Origin of the sequence: Pseudomonas sp. LAMO17WK12:I1 (assembly GCF_900177315.1) — a bacterium.
Lineage (GTDB): Bacteria > Pseudomonadota > Gammaproteobacteria > Pseudomonadales > Pseudomonadaceae > Aquipseudomonas > Aquipseudomonas marginalis.
On sequence record NZ_FWZV01000010.1, the window covers coordinates 160,926 to 184,474 of the forward strand.

At 61.4% G+C, this 23,549-nt stretch carries 19 protein-coding genes; 15 read left to right on the plus strand and 4 right to left on the minus strand.

The window, feature by feature from the left end; genetic code table 11:
• Nucleotides 1-74: 74 nt before the first annotated feature.
• Entirely contained in the window at nucleotides 75-347 is a 273-nt protein-coding gene (locus tag B9N88_RS20100; protein ID WP_027605770.1) for a DUF1652 domain-containing protein, read from the minus strand.
• A gap of 257 nt (nucleotides 348-604) precedes the next feature.
• Here B9N88_RS20100 and B9N88_RS20105 point away from each other — a divergent pair, with 257 nt between their 5' ends.
• The 4 genes from B9N88_RS20105 to B9N88_RS20120 are packed head-to-tail and all read left to right on the plus strand — an operon-like array spanning nucleotide 605 to nucleotide 4,379.
• Entirely contained in the window at nucleotides 605-1,414 is an 810-nt protein-coding gene (locus B9N88_RS20105) for a helix-turn-helix transcriptional regulator (protein ID WP_027605771.1), read from the plus strand.
• A gap of 48 nt (nucleotides 1,415-1,462) precedes the next feature.
• Nucleotides 1,463-2,869 (plus strand): NAD(P)/FAD-dependent oxidoreductase, encoded by a 1,407-nt coding sequence (locus B9N88_RS20110; RefSeq protein ID WP_027605772.1) that lies wholly within the window; start codon nucleotides 1,463-1,465, stop codon nucleotides 2,867-2,869.
• Between the two features lie 28 nt (nucleotides 2,870-2,897).
• A complete protein-coding gene (locus B9N88_RS20115; protein ID WP_027605773.1) occupies nucleotides 2,898-3,239 on the plus strand; it encodes a cupin domain-containing protein in 342 nt (113 codons plus the stop codon).
• A 60-nt stretch (nucleotides 3,240-3,299) separates the two neighbouring features.
• Nucleotides 3,300-4,379, plus strand: a complete 1,080-nt coding sequence (locus tag B9N88_RS20120; protein WP_027605774.1) for a polyamine ABC transporter substrate-binding protein — start codon at nucleotides 3,300-3,302, stop codon at nucleotides 4,377-4,379.
• 294 nt (nucleotides 4,380-4,673) lie between these two features.
• Here B9N88_RS20120 and B9N88_RS20125 read toward each other — a convergent pair whose 3' ends face one another.
• On the minus strand, nucleotides 4,674-5,459 hold the full coding sequence (locus tag B9N88_RS20125) for a helix-turn-helix transcriptional regulator (RefSeq protein ID WP_027605775.1): 786 nt from the start codon (nucleotides 5,457-5,459) through the stop codon (nucleotides 4,674-4,676).
• Nucleotides 5,460-5,658: 199 nt separating this feature from the next.
• Between B9N88_RS20125 and B9N88_RS20130 the strand changes: the two genes are divergently transcribed.
• From B9N88_RS20130 to B9N88_RS20165, 8 genes are all read left to right on the plus strand, one after another.
• Nucleotides 5,659-7,023: an APC family permease gene (locus B9N88_RS20130; protein ID WP_027605776.1), complete on the plus strand. Its 1,365-nt coding sequence runs from the start codon at nucleotides 5,659-5,661 to the stop codon at nucleotides 7,021-7,023.
• Nucleotides 7,024-7,032: 9 nt separating this feature from the next.
• Nucleotides 7,033-8,136, plus strand: coding sequence for a DmpA family aminopeptidase (locus B9N88_RS20135; RefSeq protein ID WP_027605777.1), 1,104 nt, complete (start codon nucleotides 7,033-7,035; stop codon nucleotides 8,134-8,136).
• 367 nt (nucleotides 8,137-8,503) lie between these two features.
• Nucleotides 8,504-9,937 carry a serralysin family metalloprotease gene (locus B9N88_RS20140; RefSeq protein ID WP_027605778.1) on the plus strand — a complete coding sequence of 478 codons (1,434 nt, stop codon included), beginning with the start codon at nucleotides 8,504-8,506 and terminating at the stop codon, nucleotides 9,935-9,937.
• Between the two features lie 49 nt (nucleotides 9,938-9,986).
• Nucleotides 9,987-10,355 carry an AprI/Inh family metalloprotease inhibitor gene (locus B9N88_RS20145; protein ID WP_027605779.1) on the plus strand — a complete coding sequence of 123 codons (369 nt, stop codon included), beginning with the start codon at nucleotides 9,987-9,989 and terminating at the stop codon, nucleotides 10,353-10,355.
• A 103-nt stretch (nucleotides 10,356-10,458) separates the two neighbouring features.
• Nucleotides 10,459-12,210, plus strand: a complete 1,752-nt coding sequence (locus B9N88_RS20150; RefSeq protein ID WP_027605780.1) for a type I secretion system permease/ATPase — start codon at nucleotides 10,459-10,461, stop codon at nucleotides 12,208-12,210.
• Nucleotides 12,207-13,520, plus strand: coding sequence for an HlyD family type I secretion periplasmic adaptor subunit (locus tag B9N88_RS20155; RefSeq protein ID WP_027605781.1), 1,314 nt, complete (start codon nucleotides 12,207-12,209; stop codon nucleotides 13,518-13,520). The genes B9N88_RS20150 and B9N88_RS20155 overlap by 4 nt, the downstream gene beginning before the upstream one ends.
• 2 nt (nucleotides 13,521-13,522) lie before the next feature.
• Nucleotides 13,523-14,860, plus strand: a complete 1,338-nt coding sequence (locus B9N88_RS20160) for a TolC family outer membrane protein (protein ID WP_027605782.1) — start codon at nucleotides 13,523-13,525, stop codon at nucleotides 14,858-14,860.
• Between the two features lie 40 nt (nucleotides 14,861-14,900).
• Nucleotides 14,901-16,325 carry a polyurethane esterase gene (locus B9N88_RS20165; protein ID WP_027605783.1) on the plus strand — a complete coding sequence of 475 codons (1,425 nt, stop codon included), beginning with the start codon at nucleotides 14,901-14,903 and terminating at the stop codon, nucleotides 16,323-16,325.
• Nucleotides 16,326-16,381: 56 nt separating this feature from the next.
• Here B9N88_RS20165 and B9N88_RS20170 read toward each other — a convergent pair whose 3' ends face one another.
• A complete protein-coding gene (locus B9N88_RS20170; protein WP_027605784.1) occupies nucleotides 16,382-16,606 on the minus strand; it encodes a YgdI/YgdR family lipoprotein in 225 nt (74 codons plus the stop codon).
• A gap of 185 nt (nucleotides 16,607-16,791) precedes the next feature.
• Here B9N88_RS20170 and B9N88_RS20175 point away from each other — a divergent pair, with 185 nt between their 5' ends.
• The 3 genes from B9N88_RS20175 to B9N88_RS20185 all read left to right on the plus strand — a co-directional run bounded on the left by B9N88_RS20175 (nucleotide 16,792) and on the right by B9N88_RS20185 (nucleotide 21,726).
• Nucleotides 16,792-18,441 (plus strand): VRR-NUC domain-containing protein, encoded by a 1,650-nt coding sequence (locus B9N88_RS20175; protein WP_027605785.1) that lies wholly within the window; start codon nucleotides 16,792-16,794, stop codon nucleotides 18,439-18,441.
• The gene (locus B9N88_RS20180; protein ID WP_027605786.1) at nucleotides 18,438-20,690 is read left to right on the plus strand and encodes an ATP-dependent DNA helicase; all 2,253 of its coding nucleotides are present in this window, start codon (nucleotides 18,438-18,440) and stop codon (nucleotides 20,688-20,690) included. Before B9N88_RS20175 ends, B9N88_RS20180 begins: the two co-directional genes overlap by 4 nt.
• 82 nt (nucleotides 20,691-20,772) lie before the next feature.
• Entirely contained in the window at nucleotides 20,773-21,726 is a 954-nt protein-coding gene (locus tag B9N88_RS20185; protein WP_027605787.1) for an alpha/beta fold hydrolase, read from the plus strand.
• Here the strand turns inward: B9N88_RS20185 and B9N88_RS20190 are convergent.
• The gene (locus B9N88_RS20190) at nucleotides 21,700-23,493 is read right to left on the minus strand and encodes a hypothetical protein (protein ID WP_027605788.1); all 1,794 of its coding nucleotides are present in this window, start codon (nucleotides 23,491-23,493) and stop codon (nucleotides 21,700-21,702) included. The two genes, B9N88_RS20185 and B9N88_RS20190, sit on opposite strands and share 27 nt — an antisense overlap.
• Nucleotides 23,494-23,549 lie beyond the last annotated feature (56 nt).

Below are 23,549 nucleotides of genomic sequence, written 5' to 3' on the forward strand. Positions count from 1 at the left end.
TAAATGCGATTCCAATGTGGGAGGGGGCTTGCTCCCTCCCACAGTTGAGCTTCTTTCTGTTGGCTGGGCCGGAATCAGGCCCTCAGCGACAACGGCGGCACAAACGACTCCAACTCATCCTCCACCGCCTCGATAATCCGCTCCACATCGGCAGCATTCATCACAGTGGCGCAGGGGATGCCGGCGATGGCAATCAGCGTCTCGCCGCTGGCCCGGTCGAACAGGCGGGCGACCATACTGCCGGGCGCATCCATGCTGCCCTCGAAGCCCATCGGATGAAAATGCCAGCGCATCAGCTGGCAGGCGTTGGGGAATGTCACTTTGTTCATGTTGCCCACCTTGTTCATTGAGCGCTTCCTTTAGCTCGCGGCAGGGGGCCAGGACCGTCACTGGTCGTGGCGTCGTAGGAGCTAAAAATAGCATTCGTTCGCAAGTACAAGGTGACTTTTTCTGCCCCGTTCGGCGGTTGTCAGCCATTCACTTGATGTGGGTCATCTCTTACTCACGACTGGGCACAATGCCACTAATGCGAAGTTCCAATTGGCCATTGTCGGCACTGGCAAAATTCGGCAATCTCCGAGGTTTACCCGCCTCAGAGCCTTCCATGCCCGACATCGCGCCAGACGATGATTGCCATAACACCCATGCCACGCGTGAGCTGGTGTTGCGCCACCACCTGTGCTGGCGTCATCGCGATCTTGACGGCGTGATGTCCTACTACCACCCGGACATCCAGTACCACGACTTTTTCCAGAACCGTGTGGTCGGTTACGCCGAACTGCGTGAGTACCTGCAAGCCAGCATGCCCCGGGAAGCCGACGAGGCCATTGAACACACCGACCGCATCCGCGCCGATGGCGACACGGCGTTCATCCAGTACCGCATCACCTTGCGCGGCGGTCAGGGGCTGGTGTCATTCCGCACCAGCGAGGCCATCACCGTCCGCGATGGGTTGATCTGGCGCGTCAATGAGTACGCGTCATTGGTGCATGAACAACCCTCTCAGGCCCAGCGCCCCAGCGTCAGCCGCCTGGGCCTGTCACCCCAGCAATTGGGGCATATGGCCAATGACTTGCAGCAGTACTTCGAGCGCAGGCAGCCGTATCTGGACCCGGAACTGGACCTGCAGCGCGTCGCCAAGGAATGCGGCTACAGCCGCAATCAGATTTCCTACCTGCTCAACCAGGTGCTGGGGCAAAGTTTCTACCGCTACGTCAACCAGGCTCGGCTCCAGCACCTGCTGGCCGCACTGGATACAGCACAACCGCCGATCAAGATCGACGACCTGGCCTTCGCCGCCGGTTTCAATTCGTTGTCGGCGTTCTACAGCGCCTTCCGCCAGCACACCGGCCAGTCGCCCAAGGCCTACGTCAAACAAATTTCCCTGCGTGCACGCGCGCAAGACAGCGAATAACCCGCAGTTCTAGGATCCCCCCATCGAAACGTGGTTGGGGAGCTTGGCATGCCGGCATGGCGCAACATCAGTTTATGGATGGACCAGTTGGATGACCCGCTGATAGCGCGGCCGTCCCTTGAGCATGACCTGGACGTCAATGTCGCCATTATCGGCGCCGGCTACACCGGCCTGTGGACGGCCTACTACCTCAAACGCCAGGCGCCTGAGCTGAAGATCGCGATTATCGAGGCGCAAACCGCCGGCTTCGGCGCCTCGGGCCGTAACGGCGGCTGGCTGATGGGCAATCTGCTGGGCGAAGACCGCCTGCTGGCCGGCCTTGCGCCTGAACAGCGCCGCGCCTCCTTCGACCTGCTGCATGGCATTCCCGACGAAGTGGCCCAGGTCCTGGCCCGTGAAGGCATCGACTGCGACTACCGCAAGGGCGGCGTGCTGTACTGCGCCGCGCGCTATCCCGAACAGGAAGGCAGCCTGCGCGCTTACCTGGACAAACTCTACGCCCAAGGCCTGACCGAAGCCGACTACCGCTGGCTGAGCCCTCGACAGTTGGCTGAACAGATCCGCATCGCCAAGCCCTATGGCGGTATCCATGCCCCCCATGTCGCCACGATCAACCCGGCCAAGCTGGTGCGCGGCCTTGCGCGGGTGGTGGAGAACATGGGCGTGACGATTTATGAAAACAGTCCGGTCACCCACTGGCAGTCCGGCACTGTGCGCACCGCCAAGGCCCGTGTGCGCGCTGCCTGGGTGGTGCCGGCTGTCGAAGGTTATGCGAATACCTTGCCGCCCCTGGGCCGATACCAGTTGCCGGTGCAAAGCCTGATCGTTGCCACCGAACCGCTGCCCGCCGGTACCTGGGATGAAATCGGCCTGAGCCATGGCCAGGCCTTTGGCGAAAGTAGCCGCCAGGTCACCTATGGCCAGCGTACGGCGGATAACCGCCTGGTGTTCGGCGCCCGCGGCGGTTACCAGTTCGCCGGCAAATTGCGCCACAACTTTGATTTGACTGACAGCGAACTGGCACTGCGCCGCTACCTGTTCGGCGAACTCTTCCCACAGCTGAAAAAGGTGCGGATTACCCATTCCTGGGGCGGCAACCTTGGCATGTCGCGCCGTTTCCGCCCGCACATGCTCTGCGATCACAAGATCGGCATCGCCCTGGCCGGTGGTTACGGCGGGGAGGGCGTCGGCGCCACCAACCTGGGTGGCCGCACCCTGGCCGACCTGATCCTCGGTCGCGACACACCGCTGATCCACCAACCCTGGGTGATCCGCGAGCGTGGCCTGCACGCGCTCAAGGCCTGGGAGCCGGAGCCATGCCGCTGGCTTGGCTACAACGCGATCATTCGCAGTTTCGTCCATGAAGACCAGGTGCTGGCCAACCCCAACACAGCGCCTTGGCGCCGCAAGCTGGCGATCGGCATAGCCGGGTTCATGGAAGGTTTCATGCATTGAGCCGTTTCACCTACACGAGAAAACCCCCATGAGCATCACTCAATTCAAAGACACGCTGCATGCCCACCTGCCGGACTCATCACCGGTGGCCGTGCCCCTGGGCGAGCCGATCGCCGTGGCCTCGACCTTGAGCGTTGAACGCAGCGACGGCGTCGAGACCGGTATCTGGGAATGCACCCCGGGCCGCTGGCGTCGGCAGATCACATCCCAGGAGTTCTGCCACTTTATCCAGGGTCGCTGCACCTTCACCCCTGACAACGGTGAAATCGTTCACATACAAGCCGGTGACGCACTGATGTTGCCGGCCAACAGCACCGGTATCTGGGACATCCAGGCAACCGTGCGCAAAACCTACGTACTGATTTTGTAACGCTTTGATCCTTGATCGCCTGCCATAAAAACAGCCCTAAAATCGCCAGGAAATCGAACCATGAAAGCCATTGCCCTGTTGCCCATGATGTTGGTGGCCGCTATCAGCCAGGCCGCCGAGACGGTGAAGATCTATAACTGGTCCAGCTATATCGCGCCGGACACCACGAAGAATTTCCAGAAACAAACCGGCATCGGTTTCAGCTACGACGTGTATGACAGCAACGAAACCCTCGACGGCAAGCTGATGACGGGTAACTCCGGCTACGACGTGGTGTTTCCGTCCAACCACTTCATGGCACGGCAGATCCAGGGCGGCGCCCTGAAGAAGCTCGACAAGAGTCAGTTGCCCAACTGGAAAAACCTCAACCCCGTCCTGCTCAAGGCCCTGGAAAACAACGATCCGGGTAATGCCCATGGCTTCCCGTACCTGTGGGGCAGTACCGGCATCGGTTACAACATCGACAAGGTCAAGGCGGTGCTGGGGGATAACGCACCGGTCGACTCCTGGGACCTGATCTTCAAGCCCGAGTACATGGAAAAGCTCAGCAAGTGCGGGGTAGCGATCCTCGACAACGGCCCGGAATTGCTGCCCATCGCCCTCAACTACCTGGGGCTGCCGCCCCACAGTAAAAACCCCGAGGACTACAAAAAGGCCGAGGCGCTGCTGATGAAAGTGCGCCCCTATGTGGCGTACTTCCACTCCTCGAAATACACCGGCGACCTGGCCAATGGCGACATCTGCGTGGCGGTCGGTTTCTCCGGCGACGTACTGCAAGCCGAAAGCCGCGCCAAGGAGGCCAAGAATGGGGTGAAGATCGGCTATGAGATTCCCAAGGAAGGCGCCGCAATCTGGTTCGACATGGTCGCCATGCCCGCCGATGCCCCCGATGAAAAGGCCGGCTACGCGTTCATGAACTACCTGCTGGAGCCCCAGGTGATGGCGGATATCACCAACTCCGTGCACTACGCCAACGGCAACCGTGCAGCGGATAGCCTGGTAGACCCTGAGATCAAGGCGGACACCAAGATCTACCCCAGCGACGAAATGATGGGCAAGTTATTCGCGCTGGAAGCGATGCCGCTGAATATCGACCGGATTCGCACGCGGGTGTGGAACACCATTCGTATGGGCCGCTGAAGAAGTCTGATGTGGGGGGAGGGCGAGCCCCCCATTAATCGGAGTCTTGCATAAACAATTTCAGGCGACCGCATTCTTGTGGTGAGCGGGCTTGTTCCGCGCTGGGGTGCGAAGCGCCCTTGATGAAGACGAATGCGGTGTATCAGGTATTCCTCTGCGCCTGGTTTTGGGGCTGCTGCGCAGCTCGACGCGGGACAAGCCCGCTCACCACAGGGGTCCCAGTTTTCTGCGCGACAGCGCCAGGTCGAAGAGAGTGTGGGACCTCCCACACTGGGTTTGAGTACACCCTGGGCTTCACGGGTTTTCCAGGTCATGCCCCAACGACTGGATAAACAATGAAAACAATTCCGGCTGTGACGAAATGTCCAGCTTCGCGTACAGATGCCGGCGGTGCACCTTCACCGTGTCCGGCGAGATATGCAGGCGTTCGGCCATGGCCTTGGACGAGAACCCGCGCAGTACCAGGCGGGCGATTTCCAGTTCGCGGTCCGAAAGCACGCCGCAACCGAATTGGCTCAGTGCATCCCTGATCTGGCTGTCCATGGCCGGCACGCGCCGGGTGCTTTGTTGCCAATGCTGCTGCATCAACGGCAGCACCCAGGCGGCCAGCGTCGTCAGCAACCCGGTCTCCTCAACGCTGAATCGCCGCTGCATGCCCAGTGACAGCGACAACGTCCCCGCGCCCGGCAATTGCAGGATCAACTGCACCTCGTCTTCCAGCACGTTGTCGTGGAAGTAGCTGAGGAAATACTCGCTCTGGCGAAAATGGTCCGGCGCCACTTCCTCAAGGCGATACACACCGCTGGCATACCCCTCGCGACAGGCCTGGAAAAACGGATCGAGCAAATACAGGCCATTGAGGTACACCAGCATCGACGCCGGCTTGCTGCTCGGCTGGGCGTCGTACTCTTCCAGTGCCTGGGGCGCACCATCCACGGGGTAGAAGATCGCCAGCGCGTTATCGAAGGGCACGCACTGGTGCAGCAACAGCACCAGCTGTTTCCAGAAACGCTCGGTGCCGATGTGCGCAACGGTGCGGCCCAGGCCGGCGTGCATGCCGACTTCACGAAACAGGCTCATGTAGCAGGCTCCCGCCAGCAAAAGGTCGGCCAAGGGTTCGGCTTTTGCCGGGAGCCGTCAAGGGGAGTACGCCAATAGGGGAATTGGCTGGCATAAACCCCACGGTTACCTTTGGCATCATTCAGCGGGAAACATATCCCGTCACTTTCAGACCTTTCGTTTCTGCCTCACACCAAGAACAACGACAGAGGATAACGATATGAGCACTTCCCCCACGCCCGACGGCGTGCTGAAACCCACCCTGAGCGTCTTCGATGTGGTGGCCATTACCGTTTCGGCTGTGACCCCCGCCAGTTCCGTCTTCGTGATCGCGCCCTTTGCCATCCAGCAGGCCGGCAGCGGCGTGTTCCTGGCGTTCGTGATGGCAGGGCTGCTCGCGCTGATGTTCGCGTTTTGCTACGCCGAACTGGGCCGCGCCCATAACAGCGCCGGTGGCGAGTATGTGTATGCCAAGCGCGTGTTCGGCGGCATGGCCGGCTACGCGACGTTCCTGACCGTGCTGGTGATGCTGTTGTTTATCCCGCCGGTATTGGCCACCGGTGCCGCCACCTACCTCAACAACGCGTTGGGTACGACATTCGACGCGCAAACCGTGGCCCTGGTGATCGTGGTGTGCAGCTACGCCCTGGGCATCCTCAATATCAAGCTCAACGCCTGGATCACCGGGACCTGCCTGCTGCTGGAAGTCGCGGCGTTGCTGGTGATCGTGTGCATCGGCTTCGGTAACCCGGTGCAGCCCGCCAGCGTGCTGTTTCAACCCCAGATCGTCGAAAACGGTGTATTGCACCTGGCGCCCTGGGCCCTGGTGATCGGCGCGGTAGGCATTGGCCTGTTTTCCTACAACGGTTACGGCCCCGCCGTGTTGCTGGCCGAAGACATGAAATGCGGGGGCAAGGGCGTACACAAGGCGGTGCTGTGGTCCCTGGGCCTGGTGGTGGTGATCGAGCTGGTGCCGATCACGGCGCTGCTGATCGGCGCGCCGTCGCTGAGTGCGATGATCAGCAGTCCGGACCCCATCGGCTACCTGCTCACCAGTCATGGCAATGAAACCCTGTCGCGCCTGGTCAGTGCGGGGATCTTCCTGTCGGTGTTCAACGCCATCGTCGCCATCGTTATCCAGATCGGCCGCGTGGTGTTCAGCAGCGGGCGCGATGCATTGTGGACGCCTACCATCAACAAGCTGTTCACCCGCATTCATCCGCGCTGGGATTCACCCTGGCTGGCCACGCTGTTCCTGGCGATCCCGTCGGCGTTGCTGAGCTTCAGCTCCAACCTGGCCGACCTCACCTCGTTCAGCGTATTGCTGATCATATTGGTGTACCTGGTGGTGGCGTTGAGCGCGCTGATGAGCCGCGTGCTGCTGCGCGACCGCGAGCATCCCTATCGCATGCCGCTGTGGCCGCTGCCGGCGTTGCTGGCTGCACTGGGCGCGGGTTACTTGCTGGTGACCTTGATCTACGCGGCGTCAGTACGCGACATCATGATCATCATCGGCTTGCTGGCCCTGTCGGTGATTCTGTATTGCATCAGCGGCCGGTCGAGTCTGGCCTTTCAAAAATTGTAAGGAGTGGTTATGCGTGCACGTCAATTGGGCATCACGTTGGGGCTGGGCACACCCGGTGAGTTGAATGCCATCACCGACGTTCCCGGGGTTCGGGTCGGTCACTGTACGCTCAAGACCCGCGTCGACGGTAAACAGGTGCGCACTGGCGTCAGCGTGGTCCAGCCCCGCGCCGGGGAAGCGCGGTTGCAGCCATGCTTTGCCGGGTATCACGTGCTGAACGGCAATGGCGACGCCACCGGCCTGGAATGGATCAGCGAGGCGGGCCTGTTGACCACGCCGCTGGCCATCACCAACACCCACAGCATCGGCATCGTGCGCGACACCTTGATTGCCCTGGAGCGCGAGCGCCTGGCGGACCCGGCGGTGTACTGGTGCATGCCGGTGGTAATGGAAACCTACGACGGCCTGCTCAACGACATCTGGGGCCAGCACGTCACCCCCGAGCATGTGCGCCAGGCGCTGGAGAGCGCCGAACGCGGCCCCGTGCAAGAAGGCGCCGTGGGCGGTGGGACGGGGATGATCTGCCATGAATTCAAGGGTGGTATCGGCAGCGCTTCGCGGCGCTTGCCGGCAGAGCAGGGCGGCTGGACCGTCGGCGTGCTGGTCCAGGCCAACCATGGCAAGCGCCAGGAACTGCGGGTCGACGGTTATCCGGTGGGCCGCTGCTTGATGGACATCCCGTCACCCTTCGCCGAACGAGGCACGCCGGGCATGGGCTCGATCGTGGTGATCATCGCCACGGATGCGCCCCTGCTGCCGCACCAATGCCAGCGCCTGGCACAACGCGCGTCTATCGGCATCGCACGCACCGGCGGCGGCACCGAGGACTCCAGCGGTGATCTGTTCCTGGCCTTCGCCACCGGCAACCAGGATCTGCCGCCAGCAGACTACGCGCGCAAAGGCCTGCCGTTGAGCAGCACCTTGCAGATGGTGAATAACGATCATATTTCCCCGCTGTTCAGCGCTGCGGCGGAGGCGGTGGAGGAGGCGATCATCAACGCGATCCTGGCGGGCGAAGACATGGTGACCGACGACGGTATACAGGTGCCGGGCTTGAAAGGCGAAACGTTGTTACGGGCATTGCACGACACGGGCTGGCGCTGGTCCCGATAATGGAGGGCTGGCGCCGATATATAAATATAAACAGTGGCCGTTTAATGTCGCTAATGACACCGTGACAATACAATGGATCCAATTATCAAGTACGCCGTTCAACTTGAGCGGCTTTAGCGCTATTTAATATTTAAATAATCCTCCGCTGTCTTTTGTCGGACAACAGCAACGTTGCCCAACAGATACGGCGCCTAACTTGGAATGCATGTTTGTTGCCCGATTTTCATGCTGGAAAAGATGTAGACGAAAGATTTCAAGTTGTGTCAGTTTCGTGACGCCTTCAAAAGAGGCGAGTGATAGGACGATCTCGCCCACGGGATTCCTATCGACCCAAGACTGATGCATTTGCAAACAAGGAAGTACGTTTATGTCAAAAGCAAAAGACAAGGCTATCGTGTCAGCGGCGCAAGCCAGCACCGCTTACTCGCAAATCGATAGCTTCAGCCATCTGTATGACCGTGGCGGCAACCTCACGATCAATGGCAAACCCTCCTACACCGTTGACCAGGCGGCCACCCAGCTGCTGCGCGACGGCGCCGCGTACCGGGACTTTGACGGCAACGGCAAGATCGACCTGACCTACACCTTCCTGACCTCGGCGTCCTCGAGCACCATGAACAAACATGGCATCTCGGGCTTCAGCCAGTTCAACGCCCAGCAGAAAGCACAGGCCGCCCTGGCCATGCAATCCTGGTCGGACGTGGCCAACGTCACCTTCACCGAGAAAGCCAGCGGCGGTGACGGCCACATGACATTCGGCAACTACAGCAGCGGCCAGGACGGCGCGGCAGCCTTCGCCTACCTGCCCGGCACCGGTGCAGGCTACGACGGCACCTCGTGGTACCTGACCAACAACAGCTACACGCCGAACAAGACCCCGGACCTGAACAACTACGGCCGGCAGACCCTGACCCACGAAATCGGGCACACCCTGGGCCTGGCTCACCCTGGCGACTACAACGCCGGCGAAGGCGCCCCGACCTACAACGACGCGACCTATGGACAGGACACGCGCGGCTACAGCCTCATGAGTTACTGGAGCGAGAGCAACACCAACCAGAACTTCAGTAAAGGCGGGGTAGAAGCCTATGCCTCCGGCCCGCTGATCGACGACATCGCCGCGATCCAGAAGCTCTACGGTGCCAACTACAACACCCGCGCCGGCGACACCACCTACGGGTTCAACTCCAACACCGGGCGTGATTTCCTCAGCGCCACTTCCAACGCCGACAAGCTGGTGTTCTCGGTCTGGGACGGTGGCGGCAATGACACCCTGGACTTCTCCGGCTTCACCCAGAACCAGAAGATCAACCTCAATGAGGCCTCGTTCTCCGATGTTGGCGGCCTGGTCGGCAACGTCTCCATCGCCAAGGGCGTGACGGTCGAGAACGCGTTCGGCGGCGCGGGCAATGACCTGATCATCGGCAACAACGCGGCCAACGTGATCAAGGGTGGGGCCGGCAACGACCTCATCTACGGTGGCGGCGGCGCGGATCAACTGTGGGGCGGCGCGGGCAACGACACGTTTGTGTTCGGCGCCAGTTCCGATTCCAAGCCAGGGGCGGCGGACAAGATCTTTGACTTCACCTCGGGCTCCGACAAGATCGACCTCAGCGGCATCACCAAAGGGGCCGGCCTGACCTTCGTCAATGCCTTCACCGGGCATGCCGGCGATGCGGTATTGACCTACGCGGCAGGCACCAACCTGGGCACCCTGGCCGTCGACTTCTCCGGGCACGGCGTGGCGGATTTCCTCGTCACCACCGTCGGCCAGGCAGCGGTCAGCGACATCGTGGCATGATGCACGGGCGCGGCGCGCAAGCGCCGCGCCTCCAGGCTGGAGCGTACAGATGCAGCGTTTTTACAATGTGATCGCCTGCGTGTTGCAGGTGATGTTCGTGTCGGCAGGAGCCCACGCAATGGCGAGCAGTCTTGTTTTACCCACCAGCGCCCAACTGGCCGGGCATTGGCAGTTGCACCAGCAGGATCAGGTGTGTGCACTGGACCTGCTCGAGCAGGCCAATGCTTTGGGCGGCGATGTGGCCTGTGTGGCGCAGTGGCTGGGGGACAAGCCCCTGACCTGGTCGCCCACACCCGACGGTATCTGGCTGTTCAATGCCGAAGGCAGCGGGATCACCCATTTGAATCGTCAGAAAGACGGTGAGTATCAGGCGCGGACGAAGTCCGGCACCGTGGTTGAATTAAAACGAGTGCCTTAGTTGTTGTTATAAGCCTATAACTCGATTTCATTAGTTGAGCGGCCTCTATCGCGGAGGACGGCAAACTTATGCGCGTAATTTGATTCAAGGAAGATCAGAACCTATGGCCAGGCCCCATGCGGTTGCGCCTTTATTCAAGGCGCTGGGTGAATACAAGAGCATCTTGATCAGCGTCGGTTGTTTTACCGCGTTGATTAACCTGTTGATGCTTGTGCCGTCGATCTACATGCTGCAAGTGTATGACCGTGTGCTCTCCTCGCAGAATGAAACCACCCTGGTGATGTTGACCCTGATGGTGGTGGGCTTCTTTGCCTTTATTGGCCTGCTCGAGGTCATCCGCAGTTTTATCGTGATCCGCATCGGCAGCCAGTTGGAGCGGCGTTTCAACTTGCGCGTGTACAAGGCCGCGTTCGAGCGCAACCTGCAACGCGGCCAGGGGCATGCCGGGCAATCCCTGGGTGACTTGACCCATATCCGCCAATTCATCACCGGGCCGGCGCTGTTCGCGTTCTTCGATGCGCCGTGGTTTCCCATCTACCTGTTGGTGATTTTCCTCTTCAACGTCTGGCTCGGGGTGTTGGCCACCGCCGGCGCAGTGCTGTTGATCGGCCTTGCGTGCCTCAACGAATACCTGACGAAGAAGCCATTGGGCGAGGCCAGTGGCTTCTCCCAGCAGTCGACGCAGCTGGCCACCAGCCATTTGCACAACGCCGAAACCATCCAGGCCATGGGCATGCTCGGCGCGTTGCGCCACCGCTGGTTTGCTGTGCATTCGCAGTTCCTGGGTTTGCAGAACAGAGCCAGTGATACCGGCTCGGTGATCACCTCGTTGAGCAAATCCCTGCGCCTGTGCCTGCAATCCCTGGTGCTGGGCCTGGGCGCGCTGCTGGTGATCAAGGGCGACATGACCGCCGGGATGATGATCGCGGGCTCGATCCTGATGGGCCGTGTACTCAGCCCCATCGACCAGTTGATTGCGGTATGGAAACAATGGAGTTCGGCCAAGCTGGCCTATCAGCGGCTGGACGAACTGCTGCGCGAGTTCCCGCCGGAAGTGGAGCAGATGAAATTGCCCGCACCCAAGGGCCAGGTCAGCTTCGAACAGGTCAGCGCGGGGCCGCCCGGGCGGCGGATGCCCACCTTGCATCAGGTCAGCTTCACCCTTGGCGCCGGCGAAGTGCTCGGCGTGCTTGGTGCCTCCGGCTCCGGCAAATCCACCCTGGCCCGCGTGCTGGTGGGCGTGTGGCCGACCCTGGCCGGCACCGTGCGCCTGGACGGTGCGGACATTCACCGCTGGGACCGCGACGACCTCGGCCCGCACATCGGCTACCTGCCCCAGGACATCGAACTGTTCAGCGGCAGCATCGCCGACAACATCGCACGTTTTCGCGAGGCCGACCCCGAGTTGGTAGTGAAAGCTGCGCAGCAAGCCGGCGTGCATGAATTGATCCTGCGCCTGCCCCACGGTTATGACACGGTCCTCGGCGATAACGGCGGTGGTCTGTCCGGCGGCCAGAAACAACGCGTAGCCCTGGCACGTGCGCTGTACGGCGGGCCGCGCTTGATCGTCCTGGATGAGCCCAATTCCAACCTCGACACCGTCGGCGAAGCCGCGCTGGCCAGCGCCATTGTGCAGATGAAGGCCCAGGGCAGCAGTGTGGTACTGGTGACCCATCGTTCTTCGGCCTTGGCCCAGGCCGATAAATTGCTGGTGCTCAACGAAGGGCGTTTGCAGGCATTCGGGCCGAGCCAGGACGTGCTGCGAGCGTTATCGGGCCAGCAGGAAGCACCGAAGGAAAAACCCGGTGTGAGTTTCAGCCGTCAGTATCAAGCCGGAAGGAATCCAGGCGCATGAGCCGTATCACTGTTGAACCACGTTTCAAAGAGCGCGACGCCCGGTTCTTTGCGCGCATGGGCTGGCTGCTGACCGTGGTCGGTGCCGGTGGCTTTTTCCTCTGGGCCAGCCTGGCGCCCCTGGACCAGGGCATCCCGGTGCAGGGCACGGTGGTGGTGTCGGGCAAACGCAAGGCGGTGCAAACCTTCAGCCCCGGCGTGGTCAGTCGGATCCTGGTCAAGGAGGGTGAGCTTGTGAAGCAAGGCCAGCCGCTGTTCCGTCTCGACCAGACCCAGCACCAGGCTGACGTGCAGTCCCTGCAGGCCCAGTACCGCATGGCCTGGGCCAGCGTCGCGCGGTGGCAGAGCGAGCGCGACAATCAATCCGCTATCACCTTTCCCGCCGAGCTGAGCAGCAACCCCGACCCGGCACTGGCGTTGGTCCTGGAAGGCCAGCGCCAATTGTTCAGCAGCCGTCGCGAAGCCTTTGCCCGTGAACAGGCGGGCATCCGTGCGAATATCGAGGGCGCCACCGCGCAGCTCAACGGCATGCGCCGCGCCCGCAGCGACCTGACCGCCCAGGCCCAGTCCCTGCGCGACCAACTGAGCAACCTGCAACCCCTGGCCGACAACGGCTATATCCCGCGCAACCGGCTGATGGAGTACCAACGCCAGCTGTCCCAGGTGCAACAGGACCTGGCGCAGAACACCGGCGAAAGCGGCCGGGTGGAGCAGGGCATCCTTGAATCGCGCCTGAAATTGCAGCAGCACAGTGAGGAATACCAGAAGGACGTGCGCAGCCAGTTGGCCGACGCGCAATTGCGCAGCCTGACCCTCGAGCAGCAGCTCACCTCGGCCGGCTTCGATCTGCAACACAGCGAGATCAACGCACCGGCCGACGGCATTGCGGTCAACCTCAGCGTGCACACCGAAGGCGCCGTGGTGCGTGCCGGTGAAACCCTGTTGGAAATCGTGCCCCAGGGCACGCGCCTGGAAGTGGAAGGGCATTTGCCGGTGCACCTGGTGGACAAGGTCGGCACGCACCTGCCGGTGGATATCCTGTTCACCGCCTTCAACCAGAGCCGCACCCCGCGTGTGCCGGGGGAGGTCAGCCTGATTTCCGCCGACCAGATGCTCGACGAAAAAACCGGCGCGCCGTATTACGTGCTGCGCACCACCGTCAGCGAGGCGGCGCTGGAGACCCTCCACGGCCTGGTGATCAAGCCGGGCATGCCCGCCGAGATGTTCGTACGCACCGGCGAACGTTCCTTGCTCAATTACCTGTTCAAGCCGCTGCTCGACCGCGCCGGCTCCGCGTTGACCGAGGAATGAGCATGAAAGCTGTGTTCATCGCCTTGCTGTGCACCTGCGTCCATGCCCAGGCCGCCATGGGCCCGTTCGATGTGTACGAGCAGGCCTTGCGTAACGATCCGGTGTTTCTCGGTGCGATCAAGGAGCGCGACGCCGGCCTGGAAAACCGCACCATCGGCCGCGCAGGCCTGCTGCCCAAGCTGTCGTATAACTACAACAAGGGCCGCAACAACTCCCAGGCCACCTTGCCCGACGGGCGCGGCGGCAATTACCACGACGACCGCAACTACAACAGCTACGGCTCGACCTTCAGCCTGCAACAGCCGCTGTTCGACTATGAGGCATACGCCAACTACCGCAAGGGCGTGGCCCAGGCGCTGTTCGCCGATGAAAGCTTTCGCGACAAGAGCCAGGCGCTGCTGGTGCGGGTGCTGAGCTATTACACCCAGGCGCTGTTTGCCCAGGACCAGATCGACATCGCACGGGCCAAGAAGAAGGCCTTCGAGCAGCAGTTCCAGCAGAACCGGCACCTGTTCCAGCAGGGCGAGGGCACCCGCACCGATATCCTCGAAGCCGAGTCGCGCTATGAACTGGCCACCGCCGAAGAGATCCAGGCGCTGGACGAACAGGATGCCTCGCTTAGAGAACTGGGCGCGCTGATCGGTGTGCAAAGCGTCAACATCGACGACCTCGCCCCGTTGAACGAAGGCTTCGCCGCGTTCACCTTGACCCCAGCGAACTACGACACCTGGCATGAACTGGCGATCAGCAACAACCCCACGCTGGCGTCCCAGCGCCATGCCCTGGAAGTCGCCCGTTATGAAGTGGAGCGTAACCGCGCCGGGCACCTGCCCAAGGTCACTGCGTATGCCAGTTCGCGCCAGCAGGAGTCCGACAGCGGCAACACCTACAACCAGCGCTACGACACCAACACGATCGGCGTCGAAGTGAGCCTGCCGTTGTATGCCGGTGGCGGCATCTCTGCGTCCACCCGCCAGGCCAGCCGCGCCATGGAACAGGCCGAGTACGAACTGGAAGGCAAGACCCGCGAGACCCTGATCGAACTGCGTCGGCAGTTCAGCGCGTGCCTGTCGGGCGTGAGCAAACTGCGCGCCTATCAAAAGGCCCTGGCCTCCGCAGAAGCGCTGGTGGTGTCGACCCAGCAGAGCATCCTCGGTGGCGAGCGGGTCAACCTCGATGCGCTGAACGCCGAGCAACAGCTCTACAGCACGCGGCGCGACCTGGCCCAGGCGCGTTACGACTACCTGATGGCCTGGACCAAACTGCATTACTACGCCGGCAACCTGCGCGACACCGACCTGGCCAAGGTGGATGAGGCGTTCGGGCCGGCACCGCATTAATTGACTTTCTCGACAATTCCAACAACAGAGAGGCAATACCATGGGTGTGTTCGACTATAAAAACCTCGGGGCCGAGGGCTCCAAAGCGTTGTTCGCCGATGCCATGGCGATCACGCTGTATACCTACCACAACCTGGATAACGGCTTTGCCGTGGGCTACCAGCACAACGGCCTGGGGCTCGGTTTGCCCGCCACGCTGGTGGGTGCACTGCTGGGCAGCACCGATTCCCAGGGCGTGATTCCCGGCATTCCCTGGAACCCGGATTCGGAGAAAGCCGCCTTGGAGGCCGTGCAACAAGCCGGTTGGACGCCCATCAGCGCCAGCACCCTGGGCTATACCGGCAAGGTCGACGCCCGCGGCACGTTCTTCGGCGAAAAAGCCGGATACACCACGGCCCAGGTCGAGGTGCTGGGCAAGTACGATGACGCCGGCAAGCTGCTGGAAATCGGTATCGGTTTTCGCGGTACGTCGGGCCCTCGGGAAACGCTGGTCAGCGACTCCATTGGCGATCTGGTCAGCGATCTGCTCGCGGCCTTGGGGCCCAAGGATTACGCCAAGAACTACGCCGGCGAAGCCTTTGGCGGCCTGCTCAAGAACGTCGCCGACTACGCCAGTGCCCACGGCCTCAGCGGCCACGACGTGGTGGTCAGCGGCCACAGCCTGGGCGGCCTGGCGGTCAACAGCATGGCCGACTTGAGCAGCAGCAAATGGGCAGGTTTCTACCAGGACGCCAACTACCTGGCCTACGCCTCGCCGACCCAGAGCGCCGGCGACAAGGTGCTGAATATCGGCTACGAAAACGACCCGGTATTCCGGGCGCTGGACGGCTCATCCTTCAATTGGTCGTCGTTGGGCGTGCATGACAAACCCCATGAATCGACCACCGACAATATCGTCAGCTTCAACGACCACTACGCTTCGACGCTGTGGAATGTGCTGCCGTTTTCCATCACCAACCTGCCGACCTGGATCTCCCATTTGCCTACGGGGTATGGCGACGGGATGACGCGCATCCTCGAGTCCGGGTTCTATGGGCAGATGAGCCGCGACTCGACGATTATCGTCGCCAACCTGTCCGACCCGGCACGCGCCACCACCTGGGTGCAGGACCTCAACCGCAATGCCGAACCGCACAAGGGCGATACCTACATCATTGGCAGCGACGGCAATGACCTGATCCAGGGCGGCAAGGGCGCGGACTTTATCGAGGGCGGCAAGGGCAATGACACGATCCGCGACAGCAGCGGGCATAACACCTTTTTGTTCAGCGGGCCGTTTGGCCAGGACCGGATTATCGGCTATCAAGCAACGGACAAGCTGGTGTTCAGGGACGTTGACGGGAGTGCGGATTACCGTGATCACGCCAAGGTCGTGGGCGGGGATACGGTGATCAGTTTTGGCGCGGACTCGGTGACGTTGGTGGGGGTAGTTGGCTTGTCGGGGGAGGGGATTGTGATCGGTTAAAACGGTGGGAGGGGGCGAGCCCTCTCCCACATTTGATCAGTGCGGGCCGCTGGAAATCAGTCTTCCTTGCGCACCGTGGCCACATCGTCGGCTTTGACGCGGATGCGCTTGCCGGCGATATCGGTGAACTCATAAAACCCGTCGGCCGTCTTGGTTTTTGGAGAGTCCTTGGTCAAATACTGCGTGCCATTTTGCAGCGTCACTACGGTTTGCGTCGCGCAACCGGCCAATACCAGAAAAGTGAGTGCAACCAGCGGCAGCCCCAAATTCTTCATGTTCATAACCCTTACCTTTAACCCTGAAAAATCCCACGCCAGGGACGCGGGCGACAAATGTTACGCCATCGACTCCCCATCTGATCATTTTTATGCAAAAAGTTGCGTGTGCCATTTATCTATTACCGATTGCAACACCGCATTTACGACGGCACTCTGTATGCATAACCAGTATTCGACCAATGCGTACCATGGCCAATCCCCTCGAAAACCCGCTCTATTACCTGCATAACTTCCGCCAGGTCCTGCATTGGCTGGGGCAACGCTATGCCGATCTGCTCGACCCTGACGAACAGCATTTCATTCAGCAATTCGACAGGTTGCCGCAAGCCTCCCAGGCGCTGTTGGTGCGCATGGTGATGCGCAAGGGCGTGCATTTTCGCGCGGGCAAGCTGCACTACGTGGAGATCGGTTGCCCCCATGCCGCTGCCGCGCCTTTGCGGGAATTGGGATGGGTGGACGACAACCATCTTCTGGCATTTGAAGCATTATTCGCCTTGCTGCAAAAAGGCGAGATCCTCAGCACCTTCGCCCCCTGGATCGGCCAGCCCAAGGGCAAGAAGGTCGATTGGCTGGAAGGGTTGGCGGCGCAGTTCACCGACACGCGCCGTTTCGCCGACTGGTGCCCGGACCTCGCCGACACGCTGTACAGCCTCACCGTGATGGAGTTATGCGACCGCCTGCGGCTGATGTTTTTCGGCAACCTGCACCAGGACTGGTCCGAGTTCGTGCTCGCCGACCTGGGCATCTACACCTATGAAAAAGTCGAGTTCTGCGCCGAATCGCGGGGGTTGCGCAGTCGCGCCGACGTGCACGGTTTTCTGTTCCTGCACCAATGCCAGCAGGCGTTTGAACGCGGTGAGGCGCTGGCGCAGGTGCTGGCTGAAGTGGCCACGCTGAACACCGACAACCCCTGGCTGGAAAAGCGCCGGGCCAAGCTGTTGTTCCAGCTCGGCCAGTATTGCGAGCGCAGTGCCGAGTTGGACCTGGCGCAGCAGATCTACCGCACCTGCGCCTACCCCGGCGCCCGCGCGCGGCTGATTCGCGTGCTGGAGCGCCAGGAGGATTACGCCCAGGCCATGGCCCTGGCAAGCGTCGCGCAACAGGCACCGGAAAGTGCCGCCGAACAGCAACACCTGTTGCGCGTGATGCCCCGCCTGCGCCGCAAGCTGGGCGAACCCCGGCTGCCGACGCTCAAATCCCGCGAAGTCACGCGCCTGGACCTGGAACTTGCGCTACCGGAACCGTTGATGTCGGTGGAGTACTGTGTCCAGGCTCACCTGAGCGCACCTGATGCACCGGTGCACTACGTCGAGAACGGCCTGATCAATTCGCTGTTCGGCCTGCTGTGCTGGGATGCGATCTTCGCGCCGCTGCCGGGGGCGTTTTTCCACCCGTTCCAGCGTGGGCCGGCGGACCTGCACAGCGAAGACTTCCACGCGCGCCGCGTCCCCCTGTTTGACGCGTGTTTTGCGCAACTGCAGGACGGGCGCTACACGACCACCATCCGCCAACGCTACCTCGATAAATGGGGGATCCAGTCGCCCTTTGTGTTCTGGAACCTGCTCAGTGAAGACCTGCTGGAACAAGCCTTGGCCTGCCTGCCGGCTGAACACCTGCGCTACTGGTTCGAACGATTGCTGCTGGACATCCGCGCCAACCGTGCCGGCATGCCGGACCTGATCCAGTTCTGGCCGGCGCAGAAGACCTACCGCATGATCGAGGTCAAGGGCCCTGGCGACCGCCTGCAGGACAACCAGTTGCGTTGGCTGGAGTTCTGCGGCGAATACCAGATGCCCGTCACCGTCTGCTACGTACGCTGGGCGGAGCAACCCGCTTGAGCTACAGCGTAGCCGTGCGGGCGCTGTGCGAGTTCACCGCCAAGGTGGGCGACCTGGACCTGCGCTTTACCCCGTCGCCCAGCGCCCAGGAAGGCATAGCGGGCCATCGCACCGTCGCGTCGCGGCGCAGCGCGCACTACCAGAACGAAGTGGCCCTTGAAGGTGACTACCAGCAGCTCAAGGTGCGGGGCAGGGCGGACGGCTATGACCCGGACGCCAACCGCCTGGAAGAAGTGAAGACCTATCGCGGCGACCTGGCTGCCCAGCCCGCCAACCACCGGCAACTGCATTGGGCCCAGGCCAAGGTGTACGGCTGGTTGATGTGCCAGAAGCTGGGCCTTACGGAAATCAACCTGGCGCTGGTGTACTTCGATATCGTCGGCGAAGGCGAGACCCTGCTCGATCAACGTTTCCAGGCGGACGAGCTGCAAGCGTTCTTCAATCAGCAATGTGCACTGTTTCTCGGCTGGGCCCGCCAGGAAATGCAGCACCGCGAAGCGCGCGACGCTGCGGCGCAGACCTTGCGTTTTCCCCATGCCGATTTTCGCCCCGGCCAACGCACTCTGGCCGAGTCGGTGTACAAGGCTGTCAGCACCGGCCGTTGCCTGATGGCCCAGGCGCCCACGGGCATCGGCAAGACCATCGGCACGATCTTCCCGCTGCTCAAGGCCCTGGCGCCCCAGCAACTGGACAAGGTGTTTTTCCTTACCGCCAAGACCCCCGGTCGCAAACTCGCCCTCGATGCCGCCACGGTGCTGCATGCCAGCAGCGACCTGCCCCTGCGCGTTCTCGAACTGGTGGCGCGGGACAAGGCCTGCGAACACCTGGACAAAGCCTGCCACGGCGACGCCTGCTCGTTGGCCAAAGGCTTCTACGACCGCCTGCCCGCCGCACGCATCGCCGCGTCCAAGGTGCGCCTGCTCGACCAGCGCAACCTGCGCGATGTCGCCCTCGCTCACGGGGTATGCCCTTATTACCTGAGCCAGGAAATGGCGCGCTGGGCCGACCTGGTGGTCGCCGACTACAACTACTATTTCGACTTCGGCGCCATGCTCTTTGGCCTGGCCCAACTCAACCAATGGCGCGCTGCGGTGCTGGTGGACGAAGCCCACAATCTGGTCGAACGCGCCCGTTCGATGTACAGCGCCAGCCTCGACCAGTACAGCCTCAAGACCCTGCGCGACACCGCGCCCGAGCCGCTGAAGAAACCCCTGCAGCGCCTCAACCGTGAATGGAACGCCTTGCACAAGGACCAGCTCGCGCCGTACCAGGCCTACACCGTGCGCCCGGACAAACTGCTTCAGGCCCTGAGCCTGTGCACCAGCGCCCTGGGCGATTACTTCAACGACCACCCCGAAGCCCTCAGCGGTGACCTGCAAGCCTTCTACTTCGAAGCCCTGCAATTTACCAAGGTCGCCGAGCTGTTCAACGAGCACTTTATCTTCGACATCAGCAAGCGCCAGCTCGGCGGCAAACGCAGCAGTTCGACCCTGTGCCTGCGCAACGTGGTGCCTGCCGAATTCATCCGGCCGCGCTTGACGGCGGCCCGCAGCAGCGTGTTGTTTTCCGCCACCTTGAGCCCTCGCCACTATTACGCCGACCTGCTGGGATTGCCAGCGGACACCGCCTGGGTCGACGTGGAATCGCCGTTCAAGGCCGAACAACTGCACGTGCGCATCGTCGACGACATCTCCACCCGCTTCGTGCATCGCCAAGCCTCCCTGGCGCCGATTGTCGAGCTGATCGCCCGCCAGTTCGCCCGGCAACCGGGCAACTACCTGGCGTTTTTTTCAAGCTTTGATTACCTCCAACAGGTGGCGCAACTGCTCGCCGAAACACACCCGCAGATCCCGCTGTGGCAACAGTCGCGGGGCATGGCCGAGGCCGAACGCCAAGGCTTTCTCGATCAATTCACCGAGCACAGCCAAGGCGTCGGCTTTGCCGTGCTGGGCGGCGCGTTCGGTGAAGGCATCGACTTGCCGGGCACACGCCTGATCGGCGCATTTATCGCCACCCTGGGATTGCCGCAACTCAACCCGGTCAACGAGCAGATAAAACTGCGCATGGCGGCGATTTTTGGCGCAGGGTACGACTACACCTACCTGTACCCCGGCATCCAAAAGGTTGTGCAGGCGGCGGGGAGGGTGATCCGCAGCCAGCACGACCGGGGTGTGGTGATGTTGATGGATGATCGGTTCGGGGAGGCGCGGGTCCGCCAGTTGTTGCCGGAATGGTGGACGGTTTATTGAGCTATTCCTGCCATCAATAATGCTGGTTCTTGCACGACGGATCCCCCAGGCTAGGCAAAAACCTCCAGGAAAGGCCCCGCCCATGAGCCAACTGCCCGCGCAAAAGATCCCTGTAAACGGTATTGAGCTATGGGTGCATGTCGCGGGGCCGGAACAGGGCCGCCCCATCTGGCTGCTCCATGGGTTTCCCGAGTGCTGGCACTCCTGGCGTGAACAGATACCCGCGCTGGCCGCCGCAGGCTACCGGGTATTTGCCCCTGAAATGCGCGGCTACGGCCAATCCAGCGCACCCGCCGAGATAGCCGACTACGACGTGATGACCTTGTGCGGCGATATCCAGCAGGCCATGGACCATTTCGGGCACGAACAGGTCGTGATGGTCGGCCATGACTGGGGCGCCGTGGTGGCCTGGCACCTGGCGTTGCTCGAGCCGGAGCGCGTCACTCGGTTGATCACGATGTCCGTGCCTTTCGCCGGGCGTGCTCGGCGGCCGGTGATCGAGATCATGCGCGAGCTGTATGCCGACCGCTTCAATTACATCCTGTATTTCCAGGAACCGGGTGTAGCCGAGCAGGAATTGGATGCCGATATCGAACGCACCTTGCGCCTGTTCATGCAGGACCAGGATGTGTTTCTACAGCAGAAACCGGCCACCGCCACGTTGCTTGAGGGCACTTCAACGCCCGATGCATTGCCGCCCTGGTGTACTCAGGAAGACCTCGACGTGTACGTGCAAACCTTCGCTGAACACGGCTTTCGCGGCCCGTTGAACTGGTACCGTAATTTCGAGCGCAACTGGCAGCGCACCGAATTCCTCGCCGGCCGCCAGGTGTTGCAGCCGACCCTGTTCCTGATTGGCGACCGCGATCCGGTCGGGGTGTTTGAGGCCCACACGCTCAAGCGCATGCCTGAGTGGGTGCCTGACCTTGAACTGCATAGCCTGGCCAACTGCGGTCACTGGATCCAGAACGAGCAGGCGCAACGGGTCAATGCGCTGGTGCTCGAGTTTTTAGGGCAGGTTCGGTCGTTCAACTGATGGTTGGCATCCAGCACCGTAGCCCATTACCCACACAAGCAGCTTCGAATAACGGACGGGTTGGCCTCGTCGTATAAGGCTGTAATACACCCGTACGATTTCCCCCTCCTCAAGGTCATTCACTGGGATCGGAATGTGCAGTTCCCGGCCAGCCGTTTCTGAATCCAGTGTGTTCGGTACCGTGGTTCTCGATTGGTCACCAATCCACTGTAATGTCACGGCGTCTCCGGGTTCGGTTTCGGTAAAAGGCAGTATCACCAGCACTTGCTGCTCGGTACGGGTACTTTCAACCCGTGCCTGGGGCAGCGCGCTGGCAGGCTTGCCTATCTGTAATTGCAAGCGCAGCGACTCACGGCTTGATGGCCGGTCCGCGCGTTCGTAATACAGCTCGGTGAGCAGGGTATTGAAACGTTCGATATGCTCGCCGTCGACCTTGAACACCAGGACGCGATCCGCGGGGATCGCCCCCAGCGTGTATTCCTGGGTGTAGATCACCGAGCCACCCACCCACACCAGACGAATCCGGGTCGACGCCGCCCATCCGTCGGGAGCGACTATGACCACCGTCGCCTCAGGAACACTCGGATCGAGATAGCCAGCCGCGGATTCCTGGACACGGGGCGCCTGCCAGGGACTGGCGGCCCCGCGTACGCTCACACGCGTCTTCATCGAAACACGCACATCGTCGGTGTTCAGCGAATGAAGGCTGCAAGACAGCATTGAGACGCCGCCGCCCAGGGCCTTGACTCTTTCATTCGGGACATAGAACTCCATAAAGCTATTGGTGCGCTCGACGGTCTTTTCCTCGCTGTAGGGCACAGGAAAGTTCTCTGCGTCTCGACCCTCCCAATCCAGGCGTACTCGATCGCCTTTTTTGAACACTGTTGGATCAAGGAACAGTTTGATCTTCTGCGCCGCGTCCCCGAGCCGTTTCAAGTCGACAACGTCTCCTGGCTGCTCAAGAAAAGGTGCTTCAAGTGGCCGAGTACCGAGGTCCACATTTGCCCAGGTTGGTGGTGACCAATTTGCGTCCGATTCGGGGTCGAAGACCGGATTGTTGCCCACGGCATCAACGACCTGCATGGCGATGGGCAGGAAAGGGTTGCTGCCGGCGGCACGGATGACGCTCTCATTAACCGTTACCTGGAACCGTCTGCCGACCTCCCTGGGGGTTACCACATGACTGATAAGCTTCGAACCCCAGGCAATTGTGCAGGTATCGAATTCGGCCATGTATTCGTAGGGCTGGACTTCAAGAACGACCCCAAGCCTGGCCCGTTCGGGGTCTATCACTGCGCCCGCCTCGAGATCTTCGGGGAGGAAGAACACCAGTCCTTGATGGCCCGGTTTGTCAGCGTCCGGGTCTTCTTTGCCGGGACGGTTGAGCTTGATCCGAAGCCTGAGCCGGTTGGTGTCGACGAGGCCGTTTCCGGGCTCCTCAATGGTGCAGTAGGCAGTAGCCCACTCCGGCAGAATGTTTTCCTTGGACACGGTCAAGGTATGCATCGGGTTATTCGCATTGCTCTCGTCGATAATCAGGTAGTCCTCTGGCGTCGGGCCGTTCCAGTACAAGAATATCTCTGTGTGCAGCGCCAACTTGTGCTTGGGGAAAAGTAACGGCTTGAGATCATGTTCGACATGCCGCAGTCCAATGCACCTGTCAGGTTCGGTGTCCTCCTTGATAGGCATGCCCAGGTTCGAGATGTACAGCTCGGATTGTCTATCGTCGACTGTACTTCCAAGCTTTCTTTCAGGAGCACGAGACATCGTGAAACCTCCACATGAAAGGGGTTGAAAATCGATCAGGCAGCCGCGTGATGATC

Bases quoted from the DNA above. Each gene is read 5' to 3' on its own strand.
- B9N88_RS20160 (WP_027605782.1), top strand. From the start codon at position 13,523: ATGAAAGCTGTGTTCATCGCCTTGCTGTGCACCTGCGTCCATGCCCAG.
- B9N88_RS20130 (WP_027605776.1), top strand. From the start codon at position 5,659: ATGAGCACTTCCCCCACGCCCGACGGCGTGCTGAAACCCACCCTGAGC.
- B9N88_RS20140 (WP_027605778.1), top strand. From the start codon at position 8,504: ATGTCAAAAGCAAAAGACAAGGCTATCGTGTCAGCGGCGCAAGCCAGC.
- B9N88_RS20105 (WP_027605771.1), top strand. From the start codon at position 605: ATGCCCGACATCGCGCCAGACGATGATTGCCATAACACCCATGCCACG.
- B9N88_RS20165 (WP_027605783.1), top strand. From the start codon at position 14,901: ATGGGTGTGTTCGACTATAAAAACCTCGGGGCCGAGGGCTCCAAAGCG.
- B9N88_RS20125 (WP_027605775.1), bottom strand. From the start codon at position 5,459: ATGAGCCTGTTTCGTGAAGTCGGCATGCACGCCGGCCTGGGCCGCACC.
- B9N88_RS20175 (WP_027605785.1), top strand. From the start codon at position 16,792: ATGGCCAATCCCCTCGAAAACCCGCTCTATTACCTGCATAACTTCCGC.
- B9N88_RS20145 (WP_027605779.1), top strand. From the start codon at position 9,987: ATGCAGCGTTTTTACAATGTGATCGCCTGCGTGTTGCAGGTGATGTTC.
- B9N88_RS20170 (WP_027605784.1), bottom strand. From the start codon at position 16,606: ATGAACATGAAGAATTTGGGGCTGCCGCTGGTTGCACTCACTTTTCTG.
- B9N88_RS20110 (WP_027605772.1), top strand. From the start codon at position 1,463: ATGCCGGCATGGCGCAACATCAGTTTATGGATGGACCAGTTGGATGAC.
- B9N88_RS20190 (WP_027605788.1), bottom strand. From the start codon at position 23,493: ATGTCTCGTGCTCCTGAAAGAAAGCTTGGAAGTACAGTCGACGATAGA.
- B9N88_RS20150 (WP_027605780.1), top strand. From the start codon at position 10,459: ATGGCCAGGCCCCATGCGGTTGCGCCTTTATTCAAGGCGCTGGGTGAA.
- B9N88_RS20100 (WP_027605770.1), bottom strand. From the start codon at position 347: ATGAACAAGGTGGGCAACATGAACAAAGTGACATTCCCCAACGCCTGC.
- B9N88_RS20155 (WP_027605781.1), top strand. From the start codon at position 12,207: ATGAGCCGTATCACTGTTGAACCACGTTTCAAAGAGCGCGACGCCCGG.
- B9N88_RS20115 (WP_027605773.1), top strand. From the start codon at position 2,898: ATGAGCATCACTCAATTCAAAGACACGCTGCATGCCCACCTGCCGGAC.
- B9N88_RS20135 (WP_027605777.1), top strand. From the start codon at position 7,033: ATGCGTGCACGTCAATTGGGCATCACGTTGGGGCTGGGCACACCCGGT.
- B9N88_RS20120 (WP_027605774.1), top strand. From the start codon at position 3,300: ATGAAAGCCATTGCCCTGTTGCCCATGATGTTGGTGGCCGCTATCAGC.
- B9N88_RS20185 (WP_027605787.1), top strand. From the start codon at position 20,773: ATGAGCCAACTGCCCGCGCAAAAGATCCCTGTAAACGGTATTGAGCTA.